We start from the raw sequence: 20741 nt of genomic DNA on the forward strand, positions 1-20741 counted from the left end.
GGTGTCCCTGTCCTAGAGCGCTCTCTCCGGCGTGGTCGGTTCGCTCAGGTATTTCGTTGCCTCGGCTCCCCACGGAGGGCGGAAGGAATACAGGCACGCGAGGCGAAGCCTGGTGCACGCAGCGTAAGCGGCGAATCGTTCCGGGCTGACGTGTAGTTTCTCCGCGGTGGCCACAATGCGGCGGTGGGCGATGACATACCGGCGCGTTGTCAGGAGCTTTTGGCGGAGCCGCAGTTCCACGTGGACGTCGAGGTTCGCGAGGTCCAGGGCGGCCTCGGCACGGCAGCCCTCGTCAAAGTCCAAGAGCCCCGGCCCGCCGTTTTCGTCGGAACCGAATAACTGTTTGTCATGCAAGTCGCCATGCGCCCATCCGAGTGGATCGGCGGCCGAGCCGCTGAGCCTGTTAATGGCTGCCTCGGCGCGCGCAAGCAAGGCAGATCGTGCGGTGGCGGCTTCCGGAACCCCCTGGCTGTGCCGTAGCCAATGATTGATCCAGCGCTGGAGATTGGCCACCTCGGTCTCCGACGGGTGGGCTGGCAGGGTGTCGACGCTGTCGCGGAAGTCAGCGCCTTTGGCGACCGATGCGGTTGTGACCCAAGCCTGCGACCATTGCGCCCAGGCGGCATCAAAAGATGCGTCGGTGACCGCGGCGTGGTCTTGTCCGAGTTCGTAGTAGGGGCGTCCGCCGAGGCTACTGAAGACCATGACATCGGTCCCGGCCTCGAGGATGCGCGGGGTATTGAACGAGCTGCAGGCCAGGAGGGAGGCTGCGATGTGATGCTTGCTCGCGGCGTCCACAGCCCGGCCTGGCCGGAATACTTTGACGTACTTGTCGCCGGCTTGGATGACGGCGCGCTTGTGGGCACGGTGGACGATGACATTGCCCTGCTCAGCTTCCCGCGCAAGGGATGGAATCAGCGGATCATCGCGGGGCACAGGATCGAAATTCCCCTGCCGGAAGTGGGCGGCCCGCACTCCGGGCCCAACTGGGTCCCGTACTTCGAGGACGAACTCGCCGGCCAAGGATCCGGGCCATGCCCTACGGACTTGCCAAGTGACGCCTGCGCCGTCGCTGACCTGAGCCGGCACGGGAGGGTGCCAATTCATATGATCATCTCCCGAGCCTGCTCCGGAGCCGCCTCGGAGCTGGCCGGAGTGTTGAATTCGGAGAATGGCCCTTGCACTGCCTGTTCGTCGAGAAGACCGGACGCCACGGATCCAAGCCCCGGGCGGAAGGAGTAAAGGCAGGCTAGCCGGATACGAGTGGCATCCGCATAGGCGTGAAACCGGGCCGGACTCACGTGCAGGTCTTTCGAGGCGGCCAGTACCTGTGTGTGGGCTACCAGGTAGCGTTCAGGAGTCAGCAAGTGCAGTCGGAGCCGAAGCTTCAAGTGGACGTCAATATTGGCCAGATCCCGGGCCGCCTCAGCCTGGGCCGCTGCGTCGAAGTCCAGCAATCCGAGCGGGAATTCTCCTTCGGTCCAGATGACTTGCTTGTCGTGAAGGTCTCCATGTGCCCAGACCAAGGGATCGGGCGTTGACCGCAGGAGATCTTCGGTCACCTGATTCGCCCTGGCGCGCAGAACGTCACGTGCCGGCCACGACTCGGGGGAGCTTTCGTTGTGGTGCACCCAGCGATTCACCCACAGCCAGAGATCGGACGCTTCCTTCTCCGGCGGATGGATCGGCAAGGCGGCAATGAGGTCGTGCCTCGCCCCACCATGCGGCCCTGCGATTTGGGAGACCCATGCACGCGACCATTGCTCCCATATGCCCGCGAACGTTTCGTCGTTGACCTTGGGGTCCTCGCCAAGTTCACGGAGGGTCCGTCCGGGGATTGAACCGAAAACCATGACGTCCGTGGAACTGTCGATGATCCTGGGCGCAGTGAAACTGTCAGCGAGCAGAAGGGCACCCATTTGTTCACACCGTTCGGCCGACACGACGGCCCGCCCGGGCCGGAATACCTTGATGTACCGCCCCTTGGCCCGGATGACCGCCCGCTTGTGGGGTCGATGGGAGATGACTTCCCCTCGGCGAGCCTCCACCAGCAGGGCCGGCAGTCCAGGATCGTCCCGAGGCACCAGTTCAAAGTGGCCTCTCCGCACGTGGGCGGCCCGAACGCCCTTGCGTCCCGGTGTCAGGACTTCAAGGAGATAGTCTCCAGGGGCTTTATCCGGCCAGGCCCGCACGATGTGCCACGGAGTCCCGGAATCGTCCACTGCGTCCGTCGGGACGGGAGCCTGCCAGTTCATCTGGTCATCCCCAATGCCCGGTCAATCTGCCACGCCGCGTCAGCGGCCCAGTCGGCGGCTCGGTCCCGGAACGGATCGACGCTGCCGGTAAACAGCCTGAATGCCGCCCATGCGTTGATATGTGCCCGCGAGAACCTGCCCCCGGCCTGGAGGTAGCCTTCGATGAGGTGGGCCGTTTTCGAACCGCCCGCCGTCTGTGAACCCGGCGCCCGGGTATTGATTTCTTCGACGGCGGCGAACGAACCGATATCCGCTTCCGGCACGCCGGAGTGGGCCCGGTCAAAATCGATGATCCGGACGTCCTGATCGGCGACGAGGACCTGGTCCGGAGAGAAATCGCCGTGAAGCAGGGTTTGGTGTCGGTGGCTTGTTTGAGCTCCGAGCTGATAGCTGAGCCTGGCAGCGAGTTTCATGGCGGGTTCTTCGAGTATGGGCAGGAGCGTGCTGATCATCGACGTGGTGGCCATGAGCTGGCCGAGGAGGCTCGGCTGCGGCTCGGCGGGGTGGCTGCCTGCGTATCCCGGGGCGTTGTGGAGCCTTGCCAGGGCCTCGCCTGCGTGGCGGGCCCCATCGTCGTCGTCGATTGCTCCAAGATCCCCGGCGCCCCAGAACGGGCTGGCGCTGATGCCGTGATCAGCGCACCCCACGTCGCCGAGCCACGGAAGTACGGGCACTCCGTGCTGATGCAGCCATTGCCAAAAATGCTGTTGCCTTGCGTTGTTGAATGACTCGGCGGCGGCTTTGATGACGATGGAGCCGGCGGGGGAGTGATCCATGAGGACCAAGCGCCGTTCGGGCTTGTAGCGAACTATGCTTGCCGCACCGCTCACCAGCCTGTCTCCCGTTCGGGGGAGGACCCCAAGCCGTTCCAGGCCGTGGTCCCGGAGCCAGAGCAGGTTTCCGGTGAGTGCCCAGTCGTCTTCGAATCCGCCGACGGCGACAAGTGCATCCGGTTTTCCACTGTCCGGCTGCAGGAGCCGAATATCCCCGCCGTGGGTGCTGGAATAGCTTTCCCGCCGCCGGAGTTTGGAATTGCCGGCCGCGGTTCGGGTCATCGCCCAGCCGTAGTCGGGGTGGCCGTCGCGGGTGCGGCGAAAGGCGGCCAGCACGGACGTCCCCGGCTTGTATCGGACCCTCGTGATCCGTACCGGCTCTCCCAATAACTCTGACAGCCGGTGATTGTCGAGCAGATCAGCTAAGCAAGCAAGGGCGCTGTCACGCAGTGCGAGGGATTGGTCGGCGCCTGGCCGATTTAGCGCTGTCATGCTCATGCCGTCACCTCCAACTTTTCCGGCCGCGTGTTTCGTTGCTGTTCAACCCATGTAGCGAAACGGCTCGCCGGGTCCTTCAGCAGATCGTCCGGCAGGCCTTCTTCGATGATGCGACCGTCCTCGAGCCAGATGACCCGGTCGCAGTTGCGCGCAGAGTGTGCGTCGTGGGTGATGGTGATTGACGTCCTACCTCGGGTGAGGGCTTCAAGGGCATTCAGGATCGATTCGCGGGAGGCGGGGTCCAGTCCGGCGGTCGCTTCATCCAGGATGACGATGGGTGCCTGCCTGAGGATGGCTCTTGCAATCGCGAGGCGTTGACGCTGCCCGCCGGAAAGATCCTTCGCAGCATCGCCCAGAATGGTGTCGTAACCATCGGGGAGCTCGCGGATGAAGCCATCGGCTTGGGCGAGGGCAGCTGCCCGTTCGATTTCGTCGTCGGTGGCGTCGAGGCGGCCGAACCGGATGTTGTCCCGTACGGTGGTTCCGAAAAGGACCGAGTCCTGCAGCAGGATAGACACGTGGGAGCGTACGGACCCGATCTGGAGATCTTTGACGTCCTTGCCTCCCACCCTGACTGTGCCGATGCTTGGGTCGATCATGCGAAGGACAAGGCTGGCAAGGGTGGATTTGCCGGCACCAGATGGTCCGAGGATGGCGAGGTGCTCTCCGGCGGGAATCATTAGATCGATCCCGTGCAGTACCGTTGTGCCTTCGCCGTGGCCAGCGAAGACGTTTTCGAAGGCGATGTCCGGGTTCCGGCTCTTCAGGGCGCGGGCATTGGGCGCCTCGGGAAGATCGGTTTGCGCATCGAGGAGGTCAGCGACCCGCTCCCCGGAGGCTGTGGCGCGGGCGATTCTGCCCGTCTGCTTGGCCAGGTCCTTCAACGGTTTCATCCCTGTCTTCAAATACGTGAGGAAGACGATGAGATCTCCCGGCGTTATTGAGTGGTCCAATACCCGCCAACCGCCACCGGCCAATACGACTGCTGTTGCCAGGCCGATCAGAACATCGGTCCGGCGCTCAAGACCGGCGGCGAGCCGGAGGGAGGCAACCCCTGTGCCCAGCGTTGCCAGGTTGCTGGACCGGAAGTCTGCGCTGATCGTGTCCTCAAGTCCGTAGGCCTGGACTTCGCGCATCGCGCCGAGCGTCTGGGCGGCCGTCGTGGCCAGCTTTCCTTCACCTTTGCGGGAGTTTCCGGCGGCAGCAGTGATGGGTCCTGAGCTTTTCCGCGAAAGGAGCCCGAAGATGCCGGTCGCCAGAAAGACGACGAGTGCCATCAGCGGGTCGAGCCATAGCAGGATGATCGTCATCGCGATGAGCGTGGCCACGTTGCCCAGCAGCGGCAACCCGGCCGTGACGGCGACTTCCTGAAGACGGGAGACATCTCCAACAAGGCGTTGGACGGTGTCGCCGGTCGAGGCACGGGTATGGTGGCGCATGGATAGGCTCTGGACATGGCGGAAGGTCTCGGCTCGAAGATCCGCGGCAATCCTTGAGCCGACGAGCGCGAACGATATCGCGGACCAGTAGTTGGCGATGGCACGCACGATGGCGATGACCACAATCGCGCCACCACATATCAGGAGCGTTCCAAGGCTGGCGTCCATGCTCGGGCCAGGCCTGCGCAGAGTCGCACCGAGGAACCGGGAGACGGCGTCGACGACCAGTTTCACGGGCCATGGTTCAATCAGGCGGAAAAGGACGTCCGCCGCCAAGGCAGTGAACCCTCCGACCATCAGGAGCCGATGGCCCTGAAGATGCGGACGCACGCACCGCAACGTCCGTCGCAAGCCTGACTCGGGCTTGCCACGACGCGGAAGGGGGCGTGCGGGCTGCATTCCAGGTCTTGGACGCCGATGCCTGGGTGTCGTGGTCATGGTCATGCCACCTTTCGCGGGGCTGGCAACGCCGCGGTGATGCGCGAGAGCACGCCGTCCCAGCTGAAGCGCATTTCAGCCTGCTCGCGGGCCTGGGTTCCCAGGCGGTCTCGCAAGCCAGGATCGGCGGCAAGGACGCCCAGGGCAGCGGCGAATGCTGCGGGGTCGCCGGCCGGAACCAGCAGTCCTGTGCGTCCATGGTCGAGAATGGACGGGATCTGTCCCACCGAGGTTGCCACGATGGGCATTCCGGCGGCCATGTATTCATAGACTTTCAACGGTGAAAAGTAGTCGTCGCGTCCTGGCTCTTCAACGGGGTAGGGAGCTGCGGCCACATCGCACTCGTGAAGGAGCCCTGGCACGGACCCGGGTGCGACGGCCCCGGTAAACTCCGCTTCCAAGCCCAGCGAGGTTGCCAACTCTTCAAGTGTGGTCCGGACTGGGCCATCGCCTATGACTTTCACGGCCCAGCGGTTCGGTCCGCTCGGGCTGCGGGCCTCGCGCATGTTGGCCAGTGCGACAGCCTGAAACAGCTCGGGAACCCCGTGCCAGGGTTTCAAAGTCCCGACAAACGCAACCGTGAGGTGGCCGTCGTGGTGACGTCCGCCCGTACGGGCAGCTATTCGTTCGACGTTGACGCCGTTCGGAGTCAACACGGTCCTGGCGGTAGGTACCCTGCCGTGGACCCAGCGGACCACGGGCGCTGAAACGCAGGCCACGACGTCCGCCGCCCGGGCGTTGCGTCCAAGGGCACTTTCGGCCCGCTCCACGTCAAAGAGTTGCCGGTACCGCGCTTGTTCTTCAATGAGAGGGGCATTGACTTCGAGTACGGCCGGAACGTCGAGGACGCTGGCCACGACAGACACCACCGGGCTGAATAGCGAATAGCGTTCGTAAACCAGTTCGCAGCCGTCGTGAAGGATCCTGGCGGCGAGCGCGAACGCTGCGTCTTCCAGGGCCAGCTCGCGCGCAGGTCCCTCGGCGCACCCGCCGGCAACTTCGACGACGTCGAGATCGGCCAGATCGTCTGGACGATCGGTGCCCAGTCGGGTGCAGTAGAGCGTTACCGTCGCCCCCTTCTTGCGCCAGGCGCGTACGATTTCCTGGACATGGACAGACGATCCTTTGGTGCCAAACACCGGGACGCCTTCGTCAGCGCAAACGTATGCCACATGCATCAGGCAGCCTGCTTCCGTGCCATTGACAGCGCACGAAGCTCGACGGCCTGCTGCCTGGAATCGTAGTTCTCTTCGATGAGCCTGCGTGCGTTTCGCGTGAGGGCCGGACGGTCAATTCCGGGTCCGCAGATCTCGCGTATGGCCTCGGCCAGCCGGTGCCCATTGCCTGGGGGAACCAGGATCCCTGTGTGGCGGTCCCTGATGACCTCCGGGATTCCCGTCACATCGGTGCCGATGCACGGCACACCGATGGCCATCGCCTCAAGGAGGACGGTGGGCAGCCCATCCACGTTCCCGTCCTGGCCGATGACGCAGGGTGCGACAAACACGTCGGCGGATCTTAGGAGGGATCTGACCTGATCCTGGGTCTGGGCTCCCAGAAGGCGGACCGACGCGCGGAGATGCCGGTGGTCGATGGTCCGTTGAAGGTCGTCGGCGAGTTGCCCGTCCCCGGCGATCCTCACCTCCAGCCGGAAACCCCCTTCCATAAGCTCGGCGGCAGCGGCCAGCAGATATTCAAAGCCTTTCTTTTCCACCAGCCTTCCGACTGCGGCGATCCGGACGATCTCACCTACCGGACGTGGTTCCTCGTAAGGGAAGCGCTCCAGTTCCAAGCCATTGCGTACCAGATGCAGGCGGTCCGTTGCCCCGGGGAAGCGGCGTCGCAAGTAGCTGAGATTGTACTGACTGATCGTTATTGCGTGGTGGGCTTGTTCCAGCTTGATCCGCAGGTGCTCGCGGTCGTTCGTTTCACGGAAGATGTCCGCTGCGTGGGCGGTGAACGAGTAGGGAACCCGGGTCAACAATGAAGCAAGCCTCGCCACATTGGCGGCAATCGAACCGAAGTGGGCGTGTAAATGCCCAATGTTGCGTTGCTGCAGGGTGATGGCGAGTTGGAGCGCCTGCGCCGCGTCGTCCGGGTCCGTCCCCGTCAACTCGTTGAAGGCCCCGGCCACTGCGTGGCTTATCCCCGCTTTCTGGGCACTTCGAAAAATGTCCCAGAGATCCTCGGACTTATGGGGCCGGTCGATGTAGCTTACGGGTGCTTGGACCCTGGCCAGTTCCGGGTGGAAGCGGGGGTCTGTGGGTGGCCGCAATGAATAAATGCTGATCCTTTCTCCGGCGGCCTCCCGTGCCAGAATCTCGGAGACGATGAACGTCTCAGAGAAGCGTGGATACATCTTGAGAACATAGGCCGTTTCCGGTTCAGATTGCGACATTGCCTACCTCGGCTCTCATCTTCTTCGCCGGGCGGAGGTTGATCCGCTCGGGTGCCGGATCGAACAGAGCCGCGGCAAGCCGGGGAAGGCAGGACAAACCGTCCAAGCGGATACCACTGCGGTCAATGGCGGTCCCCGCCCTCCTGAGCAACCAGTCATGGAGAATGTCCGGGGTGAGGCTACTGATTTCATGAACGTCCACGAACCCGGCGCGGGCTAGCGATTGCGCCCTGATCCTTTGTTCGGCGCGCGCCAAAGTGCGCGGGACGATCAGAGCCGGAACATTGGTGCTCATGATTTCGCAGACGCTGTTGTACCCGCCCATCGAGATCACGGCTGCGGCGTGCCGCATGTGGTGGATGACGTCGTCGACCGTGGTGAGGACTTTTGTGCCTGGATTTGCCCGGTGACGTATGTCCAGGACTTGCTTGGCCGGCATCTGCGGGCCTGTGACTATGAGATGTCCCAAGCCCGGAGGCAGGGGAGTGGCCGCTGCGATAAGCGCCAATTGGTGACCGTCGGAACCGCCGCCAACGGTGGTTAAACAGTAAGGCCCCCGCATGCACGTCGTCGCAGATCCCGTGGGTCGTCCCTCGGCGAGATATCCAGTGAATTGAATCAGGCGGCGGAGTGAGAAGGGGATTTCGCCGGCCGCCACTGGATCGTGTATCGACGGATCACCGTAGATCCAAATCGCGTCGAAAATCCCCTTGATCACGCTAGGACCTCCAAGCCGGGCCCACTCGGCCATTGCCGGGACGGGGGCGTCGAGGATTTCCCGCAATCCCAGGACGATTCTCACACGCCCGGCAGAACGTGCTTCGCGCAGCGCGCTTTCGAGTTCCCCGTGGATTCCAGTGGCGTGTCGATCCACCACGATCAGATCGGGCCTGAACCCGGCCAAGACCCCGGATAACACCGCGGCACGCAGTGACACCAGTTCGGTCATGGTCAAGGCCAAATTCCGGGGCTTGTAGCCCGCCGGACCCTTATCCACTCCTGGCAGCAGAACCCAGTCCCAGCCCGCGGGGGCGGCAAATCCAGGGGCAACGGCCGTACCGGAGATCAGCACACCTGTGACTTCCCGTCCGATGAGGGCAGGCAAGTGGGTGGTCAGGGAATGGGCCAAGGCGAGATTTCGGCGGACGTGGCCAAGTCCTAGCGAGTCGTGCGAATACAAGACAATCCGTAGCGGTTCCACGGTGAGCCTCCGTAGTCAGTCATTCCCCAGGGCCGAGGTGAAAGTGGGATACCTATTGTCGCGACCGGACATGAGGGGGGGATGTGGCCAACATGAGGGGTTTCTCATGAACGCCCGCAACATGGGTCGCCGCCGATGATCAGGGCCTCCGTGCCGTGCCGGAGACTCAACGGAAGAAGGCCGAATTAACAGGTAGTCACTACTCGTGCGGCGCCAGGATTGGTTGACTAACATCGCTTCGGTACGCCAGAGCTGTGGCTGGCTGTACGCCAGATCGGGTCCCGCACCTTCCCAAAAGGACGGTATGCCGGTATTGATCGATGCTGTTGGTGAAAAATGGGGTGGGCCAATGCCTCGAGTTTGGCGCGTGCGCGGCATGAGGTGGCGCGGTACGGACTCCGCGGATCCGTCAAGTCCCACTCTTCGTGTCGCTGCCGGAAACGCTTGGATCGGCGTTCAGTCCAGGGTGCGGTCGGTCCGTTTCCTGGTGTTGGCCATGATGCTCCTCATGATGCTTGCCAGCCTCGTCCTGACTGGAGTCGTGACGTTCGTGGTGTCCTTCACGGAACTGAATAGCCGTGTTGATCAGAGTCTTTCCGACAAAGCACAGAATGTGGAAAAACTTGCCCGCGCCGGATCATCAGGAGCCGGCGCGCCGTCTATCTCCCAGCTCCGGTCAGCGGCACACGAAATCGATCCCGGCAGGCACGAAGTGATAGCGGCATTCGTCGATGGGCGGCTGGATTGGAAAGTCGAGGGCAATCCGGATGACCCTGTGCTCCCGGAGTCCCTATACGGCCCGGTCCTCAACATGGCGGATCCGGCACGCGTCGTCGTCGGAAGCCTGGGCGCGGACAAGGACCGAATGCGGCTGACGATCCGGCCGGTGAGCCTCGGCGCTGGCGGAAGCCAGTCATTTTTCCTGGTCGGCCGGGATACGTCGGATCAGGAGGAGAGAATTCTTTCCTCGATCCGGACCTACACGATGGTTTCCGGCGGGGCGTTGCTTGCGACTGGTCTGATCGGCACCGTTTTCGCTGGGCGCCTTCTCCGTCCGCTGCGCCGGATGCGCGAAGCAACCGAAGTAGTCAGCCACGACGACCTAAGCCAGCGCGTGGACGAGCGGTCGCGGGCCGACGACGTATCCCAATTGGCTCACAAGTTCAATCTGATGCTTGAACGGCTCGATGCGGGTGCCCAAGAACAACATCGGTTCATCGACGATGTCGGGCATGAACTTCGCACCCCCTTGACCATCTTGCGTGGTCACTTGGAACTGATGTCGGATGACGACCCGTCAGACGTCGCCGAGACGCGGGCGCTGCTGCTCGATGAACTCTCCCGGATGCAAAGGTTGGTGGATGATCTCCTGTTGCTGGCCAATGCGCAGCGTCCGGAGTTCGTCAGGCGGGAGGAACTGAACGTAGCCCGCTTCACTGACGAGGTCATGGAAAAGATCCGCGTGCTCGCCAACAGGCAATGGAAAGTGGATGAACTGTGCGATGCCGTGGTGAATGCCGACCCGCAACGCCTGACACAAGCACTCGTCCAGCTCGCGGCCAACGCCGTCAAGTACACCGATGATGAAGCCACAATAGCGTTGGGTTGCAGGGTTGAACCCGGAATGGTCAGCGAAGGCGGGGTGTCCGGTCCCGAGACCTTGGCCGTTTGGGTCCGCGACACCGGCATGGGTATCGACGCCCGGGACCAGGAGCGGATTTTTGAGCGGTTCGGCAGGGTCGAAACCGGTCGGGGCGAAGCGGGGGCCGGTCTCGGGCTCGCAATTGTTACGGCAATCGCCGAGGCACATTCGGGGCGGGTCACGGTGAATTCGGCTCCAGGCCAAGGATCTACATTCACGTTGCATATTCCCGTGATGAGCGAGGCGGCCGCATCATGAGCCGGATCTTGATAGCCGAGGACGAGGCGCGGATCTCCACGTTCATGGAGAAGGGCCTGCGCGCCGCCGGACACACACCCTCCGTGGTGGCCGACGGGATCACGGCCCTGGACTACGCCACGTCGGGCCAATTTGATTTGTTGATTCTCGACGCCGGCCTGCCCCGCCTGGACGGATTTACCGTTCTGGGATTGCTGCGCGAGACCAAAGTCCATCTTCCAGTGATAATGGTTACGGCCCGGACGTCGGTTCATGACACCGTTGCAGGCCTCGACGGCGGGGCGGATGACTATCTGGCCAAACCTTTCCGATTCGAGGAGCTGCTTGCCCGGATACGGATCCGCCTCCGCAGTCCCTTACCCGGCACGTTGGATCACATACTGAAATGTGGTCTCCTCGAACTGGACCTGCACTCCCGGAATGCAAAATTGAATGGCAAGGAAATAGAGCTGTCTTCCCGCGAATTTGCGTTGGCGGAGACGTTCATGCGCCATCCCGGACAGGTACTGTCCCGGGAACAATTGCTCAGCCGCGTATGGGGTTATGACTATGACGGAGCGTCCAACGTGGTGGACGTCTACGTGTTGTACCTACGAAAGAAGCTGGGCGCGGACCGCCTGGCCACGGTCCGGGGTACGGGGTACCGGCTGGTGGAAGTCTGACTTCTGCGTGGCTTCGCTCCGCTCCGGCCCCGGAAGCGCCTGTACCCGGACGGGTGTGAGCTAAAACGCGGTGCGGAGACCCGGGGCGCGTCGGACGGCTGTCATCCCTGTGGTAATTTTGAAGGGCAAATGTTCCTTTTTTAATTCCGTCCCGTGAGGCGGGGAAAGGGGAGACGAGCGATGACTGAAGTCACTGCGCCGGTGCCATCCCGGGTTGTCCTCAACCACGCGGACATCGACCGTGCGCTCACTCGTATCGCCCACGAGATCCTCGAGGCCAACAAGGGCTCGCAGGATCTGGTTCTTCTGGGCATCCCACGCCGCGGCTATCCGCTGGCTGTGCGGCTGGCAGAGAAGATCGCCGCCGCGGATCCGTCCGTCAACGCCTCCGCAATCGTCGGTCAGCTGGACGTCACCATGTTCAGGGACGATCTTTCCCACCAGCCTGCCAGGCCCCCCTATCCCACAAGGCTGCCGCTGTCCGGCATTGACAACAAGGTTGTTGTCCTCATCGACGATGTCCTGTACTCCGGCCGCACCATCCGGGCAGCCCTCGACGCCATCATCGACCTTGGCCGGCCCCGCATCGTTCGCCTCGCCGTGCTCGTGGACCGTGGCCATCGCGAATTGCCCATCCGCGCGGACCACGTAGGCAAGAACCTGCCAACGTCTTCCTCGGAAAAAGTCCGGGTCCACTTGGAAGAACTCGATTCGGTGGACGGTCAGCCCATCAATGAAGTTGTGATAGAGGCCGGCGCATGAAACACCTGCTCTCCACGGAGAACCTCAGCGCCGCGAACGCCATCCGGATCCTGGACACCGCCGAAGAGATGGCCGCGGTGGGGGACCGGGAAGTCAAGAAGCTCCCCGCCTTGCGCGGCCGCACGGTGGTCAACCTCTTCTTCGAGGACTCCACCCGGACCCGTATTTCCTTCGAGGCGGCGGCTAAGCGGCTTTCCGCCGACGTCATCAACTTCGCGGCAAAGGGTTCCTCGGTATCAAAAGGCGAGTCCCTCAAGGACACCGCGCAGACCCTTGCCGCGATGGGCGCAGACGCGGTGGTCATCCGTCACTGGGCCTCCGGTGCACCGCACCGCTTGGCTGCCACCGACTGGATCGACGCTGCCGTCATCAACGCCGGCGACGGCACGCACGAACACCCCACCCAGGCCCTTCTGGACGCCTTCACGATGCGCCGCCACTGGTCCAAGCTGAAAGGCTCGGCATCCAACGGAGCAGACCTCAGCGGTATGCGAGTAGCCATCGCCGGCGACGTCCTGCACTCCCGGGTCGCCCGTTCCAACGTGTGGCTGCTGCGCACCCTTGGTGCGGAAGTAACCCTGGTGGCTCCACCCACCTTGCTGCCGATCGGCGTCGAACACTGGCCGTGCAAGGTCAGTTACAACCTTGACGAGACACTCGAGGCCGGAGTGGACGCGATAATGATGCTGCGTGTGCAGGGTGAGCGCATGAATGCTTCCTTCTTCCCTTCGACGCGCGAATATTCGCGCCGTTGGGGCTTCGACGATGCCCGCCTCCGGGCCCTCGACGAACTCGGGCTCAAGGACACCATCATCATGCACCCCGGCCCCATGAACCGCGGACTGGAAATTTCCTCCGCCGCCGCGGATTCGCCCCGCTCCACCGTGCTGGCCCAGGTCCGCAACGGTGTGTCGGTCCGGATGGCCGCCCTGTACCTGCTGCTCTCGGGGGACACCCGTGAAGCCGCCGCCACACCGGGCACCGCCCGTTCCAACAAGGAGAGCAACTGATGACCGAGACCGCAACAGGTACAGCAACCGGTACCTATCTGATCCGCGGCGCGGCCATCCTGGGTGGCGACGCCGAGGACCTCTTGATCCGCGACGGCGTCATCGCTGAGCGAGGAACCGGCCTGTCCGCAGAAGGCGCCGTGGTGATCGAGGCCGCCGGCCTCGTGGCACTTCCCGGCATGGTCGACATCCACACCCATTTGCGCGAACCCGGTCGCGAAGACGCCGAAACCGTAGAAACGGGAACCCGTGCCGCAGCCCTCGGCGGCTACACCGCGGTGCACGCCATGGCCAACAGCAACCCGGTGGCCGATACCGCCGGCGTCGTCGAGCAGGTCCACAGCCTGGGCCGAGCCTCCGGCTGGGTGGATGTGCGTCCAGTGGGTGCCGTCACGGTCGGGCTCGCCGGCGAGCAGCTCGCCGAGCTCGGTGCCATGGCCGACTCCCGCGCCCAGGTCCGCGTCTTCTCCGACGACGGCATCTGCGTGCACGATCCCGTGCTGATGCGTCGTGCCCTTGAGTACGTCAAGGCGTTCGACGGCGTCGTTGCCCAGCACGCGCAGGAACCGCGCCTCACCGCGGGCGCCCAAATGAACGAGGGCACCGTCTCCGCCGTTCTCGGCCTTGCCGGTTGGCCGGCGGTCGCCGAGGAGAGCATCATCGCCCGCGACGTGCTCCTGGCCCAGCACGTCGGCTCCCGCCTGCACGTCTGCCACGTATCGACTGCCGGCTCGGTGGAGATCGTCCGCTGGGCCAAGGAACGTGGAATCAACGTCACTGCTGAGGTCACGCCCCACCACTTGTTGCTCACCGATGAGCTGGTCCGCAGCTATGACCCCGTCTACAAGGTCAACCCGCCGCTGCGTACCGACGCGGATGTCCAGGCGCTCCGCGCAGGGCTCGCCGACGGCACCATCGACGTCGTGGGCACGGACCACGCCCCGCATCCGAGCGAGCACAAGGAATGTGAGTGGGCACAGGCAGCGATGGGCATGACGGGCCTGGAAACAGCCCTGTCGGTAGTCCAGGAAACCATGATCGAGACGGGGCTCATGACGTGGGCCGACTTCGCCCGCGTCACGTCCACGGTGCCCGCGGCCATTGGCCGTGTGGCAGATCAGGGACGCCCGCTTGAGGCCGGCGAGCCTGCCAATGTGATCCTCGTGGACCCGGCTGCCCGCTGGACTGTGGATCCGCATAAGATGGCGACCATGGGCCGGAACTCACCCTTTGCGGGCAAGGAGTTGCCGGGCGCCGTCATCGCCACTTTCTTCAAGGGCCACCCGACCGTACTGGACGGCAAGCTCAATACGCCGTACCGCTACGCCGCGGACAGTGCCGGCGCAGGCAGCAGCAACTGATGGACAAAATCGCTTCCCTGCTCCTGGTCTTGTGCCTTGCCGCAGTCGCCGCCGGACTCATCGCAATGGGTTGGCGCAGCAGGCTCAAGCGGCAGGCCGGCGTCGGGCAGCTTCCGGAGGTGCCCGAACAGCTCAGCACGGCAGGCATCGTGGCTGAAGGCCAGTACGTGGCCACGACGACGTCGGGAGACTGGCTTGACCGGATCGCCGTTCATGGCCTGGGCTTCCGCGGGAACGCGGAAATCAGCGTCCATCCGGAAGGCGTCCTCTTCGATCGCGCGGGAACCGGACCACTGTTCATTCCATCGCGAGCCGTGACCGATTGCCGCAGCGCCAGCGGCATGGCCGGAAAGTTCGTGGAAAAGGACGGGCTAGTGGTCTTGAGCTGGATGCTCGGAGAACGTGAGCTCGATACCGGATTCAGGACCAGGCGCGCCGCCGACAAGCAACCCCTCCTCGAAGCACTTCAAGAATTGATCTCTGCAGCCCCCCAGGCAGATGCCGATAGTGGAAAGTAACAACGTGACGGACACCAACGCAGTGACAGGCAACGCAATGACAGCCAACCCAGTGACCACAAACAACCCAGCAGAGTCCACCGCAGCAGTGCTGGTCCTCGAAGACGGCCGCACGTTCCGCGGCCGCAGCTACGGCGCCACGGGCGTTGCCCTGGGCGAGGCCGTTTTCGCCACCGGCATGACCGGCTACCAGGAAACCATTACGGATCCCTCCTACGCCCGCCAGCTGGTGGTCCAGACGGCTCCGCACATCGGCAACACCGGCGTGAACAAGGAAGACGCCGAGTCACGCCGCATCTGGGTGGCCGGCTATGTGGTCCGCGACGCCGCACGCCGCCCCTCCAACTGGCGCTCGGAGCGCAGCCTTGATGAAGAGCTCGTTGAGCAGGGCATCGTTGGAATCCAGGCCGTGGACACCCGTGCCATCACCCGGCACCTGCGCGAGCACAAGACCATGCGCGCAGGCATCTTCTCCGGCGAGGCAGCCAAGGCCACAGACAAGGAACTCCTGGACACCGTCCTCGCCAGCGCCCCCATGGAAGGCGCCCGCCTGGCCGAAGAAGTAAGCATCGACGAGGCATACGTCGTTGAACCAGCGGACCACGGTTGGGAGGGCGAAGCGAAATTCAGCATCGCCGCGATCGATCTTGGCATCAAGGCCATGACCCCGGTGCGCTTCGCCGAACGCGGCGTCCGCGTCCACGTCCTGCCCGCGACGGCCACCCTGGATGACGTCAAGGCAGTCAACCCTGACGGCTTTTTCATGTCCAACGGCCCTGGCGACCCCGCCACCGCGGACGTCCAGGTGAAGCTGCTCCGCTCGGTGCTCGATGAGAAACTGCCGTACTTCGGCATCTGCTTCGGCAACCAGATCCTGGGCCGCGCGCTCGGATTCGGTACCTACAAACTCAAGTACGGCCACCGCGGTATCAACCAGCCGGTAATGGACCGCCGTACGGGCAAAGTGGAGATCACCTCGCAGAACCACGGCTTCGCCGTCGACGCGCCCATGGATGGCGCCACGCTGGCTCCGGAAGAGCGCTTTGGCCGTGTGGAGGTCAGCCACGTAAGCCTCAACGACGACGTCGTCGAAGGACTCGCCTGCCTCGACATCCCGGCCTTCTCGGTCCAGTACCACCCCGAAGCCGCAGCCGGTCCGCACGACGCCGCCTACCTCTTCGACCGCTTCATCGACCTGATGGAGAGCACGAAGAACGGCCGGAACGCCGCGCAGGCCGCCGCCACTCAGACATCGAACTCCGCGAAGAACGAGGACACCAAGTAATGCCAAAGCGTACAGATCTCAAGAGCGTCCTCGTTATCGGTTCCGGCCCGATCGTCATCGGCCAGGCAGCCGAATTCGACTACTCCGGCACCCAGGCACTGCGGGTGCTGAAGGAGGAAGGCCTGCGCGTCATCCTCGTGAACTCCAATCCGGCCACCATCATGACCGACCCCGAGTTCGCCGATGCCACGTACGTCGAGCCCATCACTCCCGAGGTGGTCGAAAAGATCATCGCGAAGGAGCGCCCGGATGCCCTCCTGCCCACGCTAGGTGGACAGACGGCCCTCAACACGGCCATCGCCCTGGACAAGAACGGCGTGCTCGAGAAGTACAACGTCGAACTCATCGGTGCCAACATTGCCGCGATCGAACTCGGCGAAGACCGGGAAAAGTTCAAGGGTGTCGTGGAGCGTTGCGGTGCCGAGTCGGCCCGCAGCCACATCATCCACACCATGGATGAAGCACTGACTGCGGCGGAAGACCTCGGTTACCCGATGGTTGTCCGTCCGTCCTTCACCATGGGCGGCCTGGGCTCGGGCCTGGCCTACAACGAGGACGACCTGCGCCGCATCGTGGGCCAGGGCCTGCAGTACAGCCCCACCTCCGAGGTCCTCCTGGAAGAGAGCATCCTCGGCTGGAAGGAATACGAGCTGGAAATGATGCGCGACAAGAACGACAACGTCGTTGTTGTGTGCTCCATCGAGAACTTCGATCCCGTAGGCGTCCACACCGGCGACTCCATCACCGTTGCACCCGCCCTGACCCTGACGGACCGCGAATACCAGCGCCTGCGCGACATCTCCATCGCCGTCATCCGCGAAGTCGGCGTCGACACGGGTGGCTGCAACATCCAGTTCGCGATCGAGCCGGACACGGGCCGCGTCGTCGTGATTGAGATGAACCCGCGTGTTTCGCGCTCCTCGGCGCTGGCCTCCAAGGCAACGGGCTTCGCGATCGCCAAGATCGCCACCAAGCTCTCCCTCGGTTACACCCTGGACGAGATCCCGAACGACATCACGCAGAAGACGCCGGCGAGCTTCGAGCCGACGCTCGACTATGTCGTGGTCAAGGTTCCGCGTTTCGCGTTCGAGAAGTTCCCGGCCGCGGACAACACACTGACCACCACCATGAAGTCCGTCGGTGAAGCGATGGCCATGGGCCGCAACTTCACGGAAGCCCTGCAGAAGGCGCTTCGCTCCCTTGAGCAAAAAGGCTCGCAGCTGGACTTCAGCCACGTGCCCGAGTGGGAAGTTCCGGAACTCATCGAGAAGTCCAAGCGCCCGACGACGGACCGCCTCCACCAGGTCCAGCGCGCTTTGCTCGGAGGCGCTTCGGTTGAAGAGCTCTACGCCGCCACCAAGATTGATCCGTGGTTCCTGGACCAGCTGCAGTTGCTCAACGAGATCTCCCAGGAGATCCGCAAGGCCGGTGCCCTGACCGAAGACATGCTGCGCAACGCCAAGCGCCACGGCTTCTCGGATGAGCAGATCGGCGTCCTGACGCACAACCCGGAGGCTGTTGTGCGCGGCGTCCGCCAGGCCCTGCGCATCCGTCCGGTCTACAAGACGGTGGACACCTGCGCCGCCGAATTTGCCGCCTATACTCCGTACCACTACTCCTCGTACGACGAAGAGGACGAGGTGGGCCTGCACGCCAAGCCTTCCATCATCATCCTGGGCTCCGGCCCCAACCGCATCGGCCAGGGCATCGAGTTCGACTACTCCTGCGTGCACGCCTCCATGGCGCTGCGCAAGGCCGGCTACGAGACCGTCATGGTCAACTGCAACCCGGAAACCGTGTCCACGGACTACGATGTCTCCACGCGCCTCTACTTCGAACCGCTGACCCTTGAGGACGTCCTCGAAGTCATCGCCGCGGAGGAACGCACCGGTGGGGTCATGGGCGTGTTCGTCCAGCTCGGCGGCCAGACCCCGCTCAAGCTCGCACAGCAGCTGGCAGACGCCGGTGTGCCGATCCTGGGCACCTCGCCGGAAGCCATCGACCTCGCTGAGCACCGCGGCATGTTCTCCCGCGTGCTCGACCGGGCCGGACTGATCGCCCCGAAGAACGGCACCGCCGTGTCGTTCGAGGACGCCAAGAAGATCGCCGACGAAATCGGCTACCCGGTCCTCGTTCGCCCTTCGTACGTCCTCGGCGGCCGAGGCATGGAAATCGTCTATGACGAAGCCAACCTCTCGCGCTACATCGCCAACGCGACGGAAATCACCCCGGACCACCCGGTGCTGATCGACCGCTTCCTCGAGGACGCCGTCGAAATCGACGTTGACGCACTCTTCGACGGCACGGACATGTACCTCGGCGGCATCATGGAACACATCGAGGAAGCCGGCATCCATTCCGGTGACTCCGCGTGCGTCCTGCCCCCGATCACCCTCGGCAACAACGTGATCGAAAGGGTCCGCACGGCCACCCGGGCGATCGCGGAAGGCGTCGGCGTCCGCGGCCTCATCAACATCCAGTTCGCGCTGGCTTCCGACGTGCTCTACGTGCTCGAGGCCAACCCGCGCGCTTCCCGCACGGTTCCGTTCGTGTCCAAGGCAACGGGCGTGCAGATGGCCAAGGCTGCAGCCCTGATCGGTACCGGCGTCACCATCAACCAGTTGCGCAGCGCCTACAAGATGCTGCCGGAAACGGGCGACGGCTCAACCCTGCCGCTCGACGCCCCTGTCTCGGTGAAGGAAGCGGTGCTGCCGTTCAGCCGCTTCCGGACTCCTGAAGGCAAGGTGGTGGACTCGCTGCTCGGCCCCGAAATGCGATCCACGGGCGAGGTCATGGGCATCGACAAGCACTTCGACACCGCTTTCGCCAAGAGCCAGGCCGCAGCCAACAACGCGTTGCCCACCGAGGGGAAGATCTTCGTCTCGGTCGCCAACCGGGACAAGCGCTCGGTGATAATGGGCGTCAAGCGCCTGTCCGATCTCGGATTCGAGATTGTCTCCACCGGCGGTACCGCGGACGTCCTGCGCCGCAACGGCATCCAGGCAACCCCGGTCCGCAAGGTCGCGGAGGGCAGCAGCGCAGAGGGCGAAGGCACCATCGCGGACCTCATTATTGCCGGTGAGATCGACATGGTCTTCAACACGCCTTCCGGTGGCGAAGCCCGCAGCGACGGCTACGAGCTCCGCGCGGCCGCTACGTCCATCGGCATCCCGTGCATCACCACCGTGGCAGAGTTCAACGCCGCGGTGCAGGCAATCGAGGCGCTGCGCACCTACGAGTGGTCGGTGACCAGCTTGCAGGAGCACGCCGCTAACCTGAAAGCATCTACCGAGGCCGTCAATGCCTGAGTCTGCTGTAGTAGGGCCTCCCCTTGGGCAGCCGGAGCGGGAGCCGTTCGGTTCCCGCTTGGCTGCCGCCATGGCTGCCCGCGGCCCCTTGTGTGTGGGCATCGACCCGCACCCCGGGTTGCTGGCGGACTGGGGATTGAACGACGACGTCGCCGGGCTGGAGCGTTTTTCGCTCACGGTTGTGGAGGCCGTGGCGACACTCGCTGCCGCGGTGAAGCCCCAAGTGGCGCTCTATGAGCGCCACGGCTCCGCGGGCATGGCCGTGCTGGAACGGACCCTTGCGGCTGCGTCCGACGCCGGCGTCTTGAGCATTGCTGATGCCAAGCGTGGAGACATCGGCTCCACGATGGCTGCTTATGCCGACGCTTGGCTGCGCGACGGTTCGTCTTTGGTTGCGGATTCGGTCACGCTGAGCCCATATCTCGGATTCGAGTCACTGCGGCCGGCCTTGGACCTCGCTGCCGGGTGTGGCCGGGGTGTTTTCGTCCTTGCCCTGACTTCCAACCCCGAGGGCAAGTCCGTTCAGCACGTTGGCGGTTCCGAGTCAGTGGCCCGGCGTATCGTTGAGGCGGCCGCCGACGAGAACCGTCGCTATGCCGGCGCTCTAGGTTCGGTAGGCATGGGATCCGTCGGTCTTGTGGTGGGCGCGACTATCGGCACGGCCTTGGTGGACCTTGGCTTGGACCTCAACGCGGTTCGGGGCCCCATCCTGGCTCCCGGACTGGGAGCCCAGGGCGCCACGCCGGCGGATCTGCGTGCCACTTTCGGTGAGGCCTATCCGGCGGTACTGGCGACGTCGAGCCGCGGAATCCTGGCCGCTGGTCCCACAGTTGCCGGATTGCGTTCCGCTACTGAGGCCACCCGGGACGGCTTGCTGGATGGTTAGACGAGATCTTGGTGGGTCCAGTGCATTGCGCTCCGCACTGACCACGC

General features: G+C 64.0%; 17 protein-coding genes. 10 read left to right on the forward strand and 7 right to left on the reverse strand.

Annotation, left to right across the window (positions count from 1 at the left end; all coding sequences use genetic code 11):
- Positions 1 to 12 precede the first annotated feature (12 nt).
- The 7 genes from LFT43_RS10445 to LFT43_RS10475 all read right to left on the reverse strand — a co-directional run bounded on the left by LFT43_RS10445 (position 13) and on the right by LFT43_RS10475 (position 8240).
- Positions 13 to 1107 carry a phosphotransferase gene (locus LFT43_RS10445; protein ID WP_395796521.1) on the reverse strand — a complete coding sequence of 365 codons (1095 nt, stop codon included), beginning with the start codon at positions 1105 to 1107 and terminating at the stop codon, positions 13 to 15.
- Entirely contained in the window at positions 1104 to 2255 is a 1152-nt protein-coding gene (locus LFT43_RS10450) for a phosphotransferase (protein WP_395796523.1), read from the reverse strand. Before LFT43_RS10450 ends, LFT43_RS10445 begins: the two co-directional genes overlap by 4 nt.
- Positions 2252 to 3364 carry an aminoglycoside phosphotransferase family protein gene (locus LFT43_RS10455; protein ID WP_395796525.1) on the reverse strand — a complete coding sequence of 371 codons (1113 nt, stop codon included), beginning with the start codon at positions 3362 to 3364 and terminating at the stop codon, positions 2252 to 2254. Before LFT43_RS10455 ends, LFT43_RS10450 begins: the two co-directional genes overlap by 4 nt.
- A 158-nt stretch (positions 3365 to 3522) precedes the next feature.
- On the reverse strand, positions 3523 to 5364 hold the full coding sequence (locus LFT43_RS10460; RefSeq protein WP_395803006.1) for an ABC transporter ATP-binding protein: 1842 nt from the start codon (positions 5362 to 5364) through the stop codon (positions 3523 to 3525).
- Between the two features lie 41 nt (positions 5365 to 5405).
- Positions 5406 to 6542 (reverse strand): glycosyltransferase family 4 protein, encoded by a 1137-nt coding sequence (locus LFT43_RS10465; RefSeq protein WP_395796527.1) that lies wholly within the window; start codon positions 6540 to 6542, stop codon positions 5406 to 5408.
- A gap of 38 nt (positions 6543 to 6580) precedes the next feature.
- A complete protein-coding gene (locus LFT43_RS10470) occupies positions 6581 to 7801 on the reverse strand; it encodes a glycosyltransferase (protein WP_395796529.1) in 1221 nt (406 codons plus the stop codon).
- Positions 7788 to 8240 carry a glycosyltransferase gene (locus LFT43_RS10475; protein ID WP_395796531.1) on the reverse strand — a complete coding sequence of 151 codons (453 nt, stop codon included), beginning with the start codon at positions 8238 to 8240 and terminating at the stop codon, positions 7788 to 7790. The genes LFT43_RS10470 and LFT43_RS10475 overlap by 14 nt, the downstream gene beginning before the upstream one ends.
- Between LFT43_RS10475 and LFT43_RS10480 the strand changes: the two genes are divergently transcribed.
- The 10 genes from LFT43_RS10480 (at position 8208) to pyrF (ending at position 20694) form a co-directional block, all read left to right on the forward strand.
- Complete coding sequence (locus LFT43_RS10480) at positions 8208 to 8345, forward strand: hypothetical protein (protein WP_395796533.1); 138 nt, start codon at positions 8208 to 8210, stop codon at positions 8343 to 8345. The two genes, LFT43_RS10475 and LFT43_RS10480, sit on opposite strands and share 33 nt — an antisense overlap.
- A 1033-nt stretch (positions 8346 to 9378) precedes the next feature.
- Complete coding sequence (locus LFT43_RS10485; protein WP_395803008.1) at positions 9379 to 10902, forward strand: sensor histidine kinase; 1524 nt, start codon at positions 9379 to 9381, stop codon at positions 10900 to 10902.
- Positions 10899 to 11564, forward strand: coding sequence for a response regulator transcription factor (locus tag LFT43_RS10490; protein ID WP_395796535.1), 666 nt, complete (start codon positions 10899 to 10901; stop codon positions 11562 to 11564). Before LFT43_RS10485 ends, LFT43_RS10490 begins: the two co-directional genes overlap by 4 nt.
- A 180-nt stretch (positions 11565 to 11744) precedes the next feature.
- The gene (gene pyrR, locus LFT43_RS10495; protein WP_395796537.1) at positions 11745 to 12326 is read left to right on the forward strand and encodes a bifunctional pyr operon transcriptional regulator/uracil phosphoribosyltransferase PyrR; all 582 of its coding nucleotides are present in this window, start codon (positions 11745 to 11747) and stop codon (positions 12324 to 12326) included.
- Positions 12323 to 13336: an aspartate carbamoyltransferase catalytic subunit gene (locus LFT43_RS10500; protein WP_395796539.1), complete on the forward strand. Its 1014-nt coding sequence runs from the start codon at positions 12323 to 12325 to the stop codon at positions 13334 to 13336. The genes pyrR and LFT43_RS10500 overlap by 4 nt, the downstream gene beginning before the upstream one ends.
- Complete coding sequence (locus LFT43_RS10505) at positions 13336 to 14697, forward strand: dihydroorotase (RefSeq protein ID WP_395796541.1); 1362 nt, start codon at positions 13336 to 13338, stop codon at positions 14695 to 14697. Before LFT43_RS10500 ends, LFT43_RS10505 begins: the two co-directional genes overlap by 1 nt.
- The gene (locus LFT43_RS10510) at positions 14697 to 15215 is read left to right on the forward strand and encodes a hypothetical protein (protein WP_395796543.1); all 519 of its coding nucleotides are present in this window, start codon (positions 14697 to 14699) and stop codon (positions 15213 to 15215) included. Before LFT43_RS10505 ends, LFT43_RS10510 begins: the two co-directional genes overlap by 1 nt.
- A complete protein-coding gene (gene carA, locus LFT43_RS10515; RefSeq protein WP_395796545.1) occupies positions 15196 to 16500 on the forward strand; it encodes a glutamine-hydrolyzing carbamoyl-phosphate synthase small subunit in 1305 nt (434 codons plus the stop codon). Before LFT43_RS10510 ends, carA begins: the two co-directional genes overlap by 20 nt.
- Positions 16500 to 19808, forward strand: coding sequence for a carbamoyl-phosphate synthase large subunit (gene carB, locus LFT43_RS10520; RefSeq protein ID WP_395796547.1), 3309 nt, complete (start codon positions 16500 to 16502; stop codon positions 19806 to 19808). Before carA ends, carB begins: the two co-directional genes overlap by 1 nt.
- The gene (pyrF, locus tag LFT43_RS10525; protein WP_395796549.1) at positions 19801 to 20694 is read left to right on the forward strand and encodes an orotidine-5'-phosphate decarboxylase; all 894 of its coding nucleotides are present in this window, start codon (positions 19801 to 19803) and stop codon (positions 20692 to 20694) included. Before carB ends, pyrF begins: the two co-directional genes overlap by 8 nt.
- Positions 20695 to 20741: the final 47 nt, after the last annotated feature.

Origin of the sequence: Arthrobacter sp. FW306-04-A (assembly GCF_044358315.1) — a bacterium.
Taxonomy (GTDB): Bacteria; Actinomycetota; Actinomycetes; order Actinomycetales; family Micrococcaceae; genus Arthrobacter.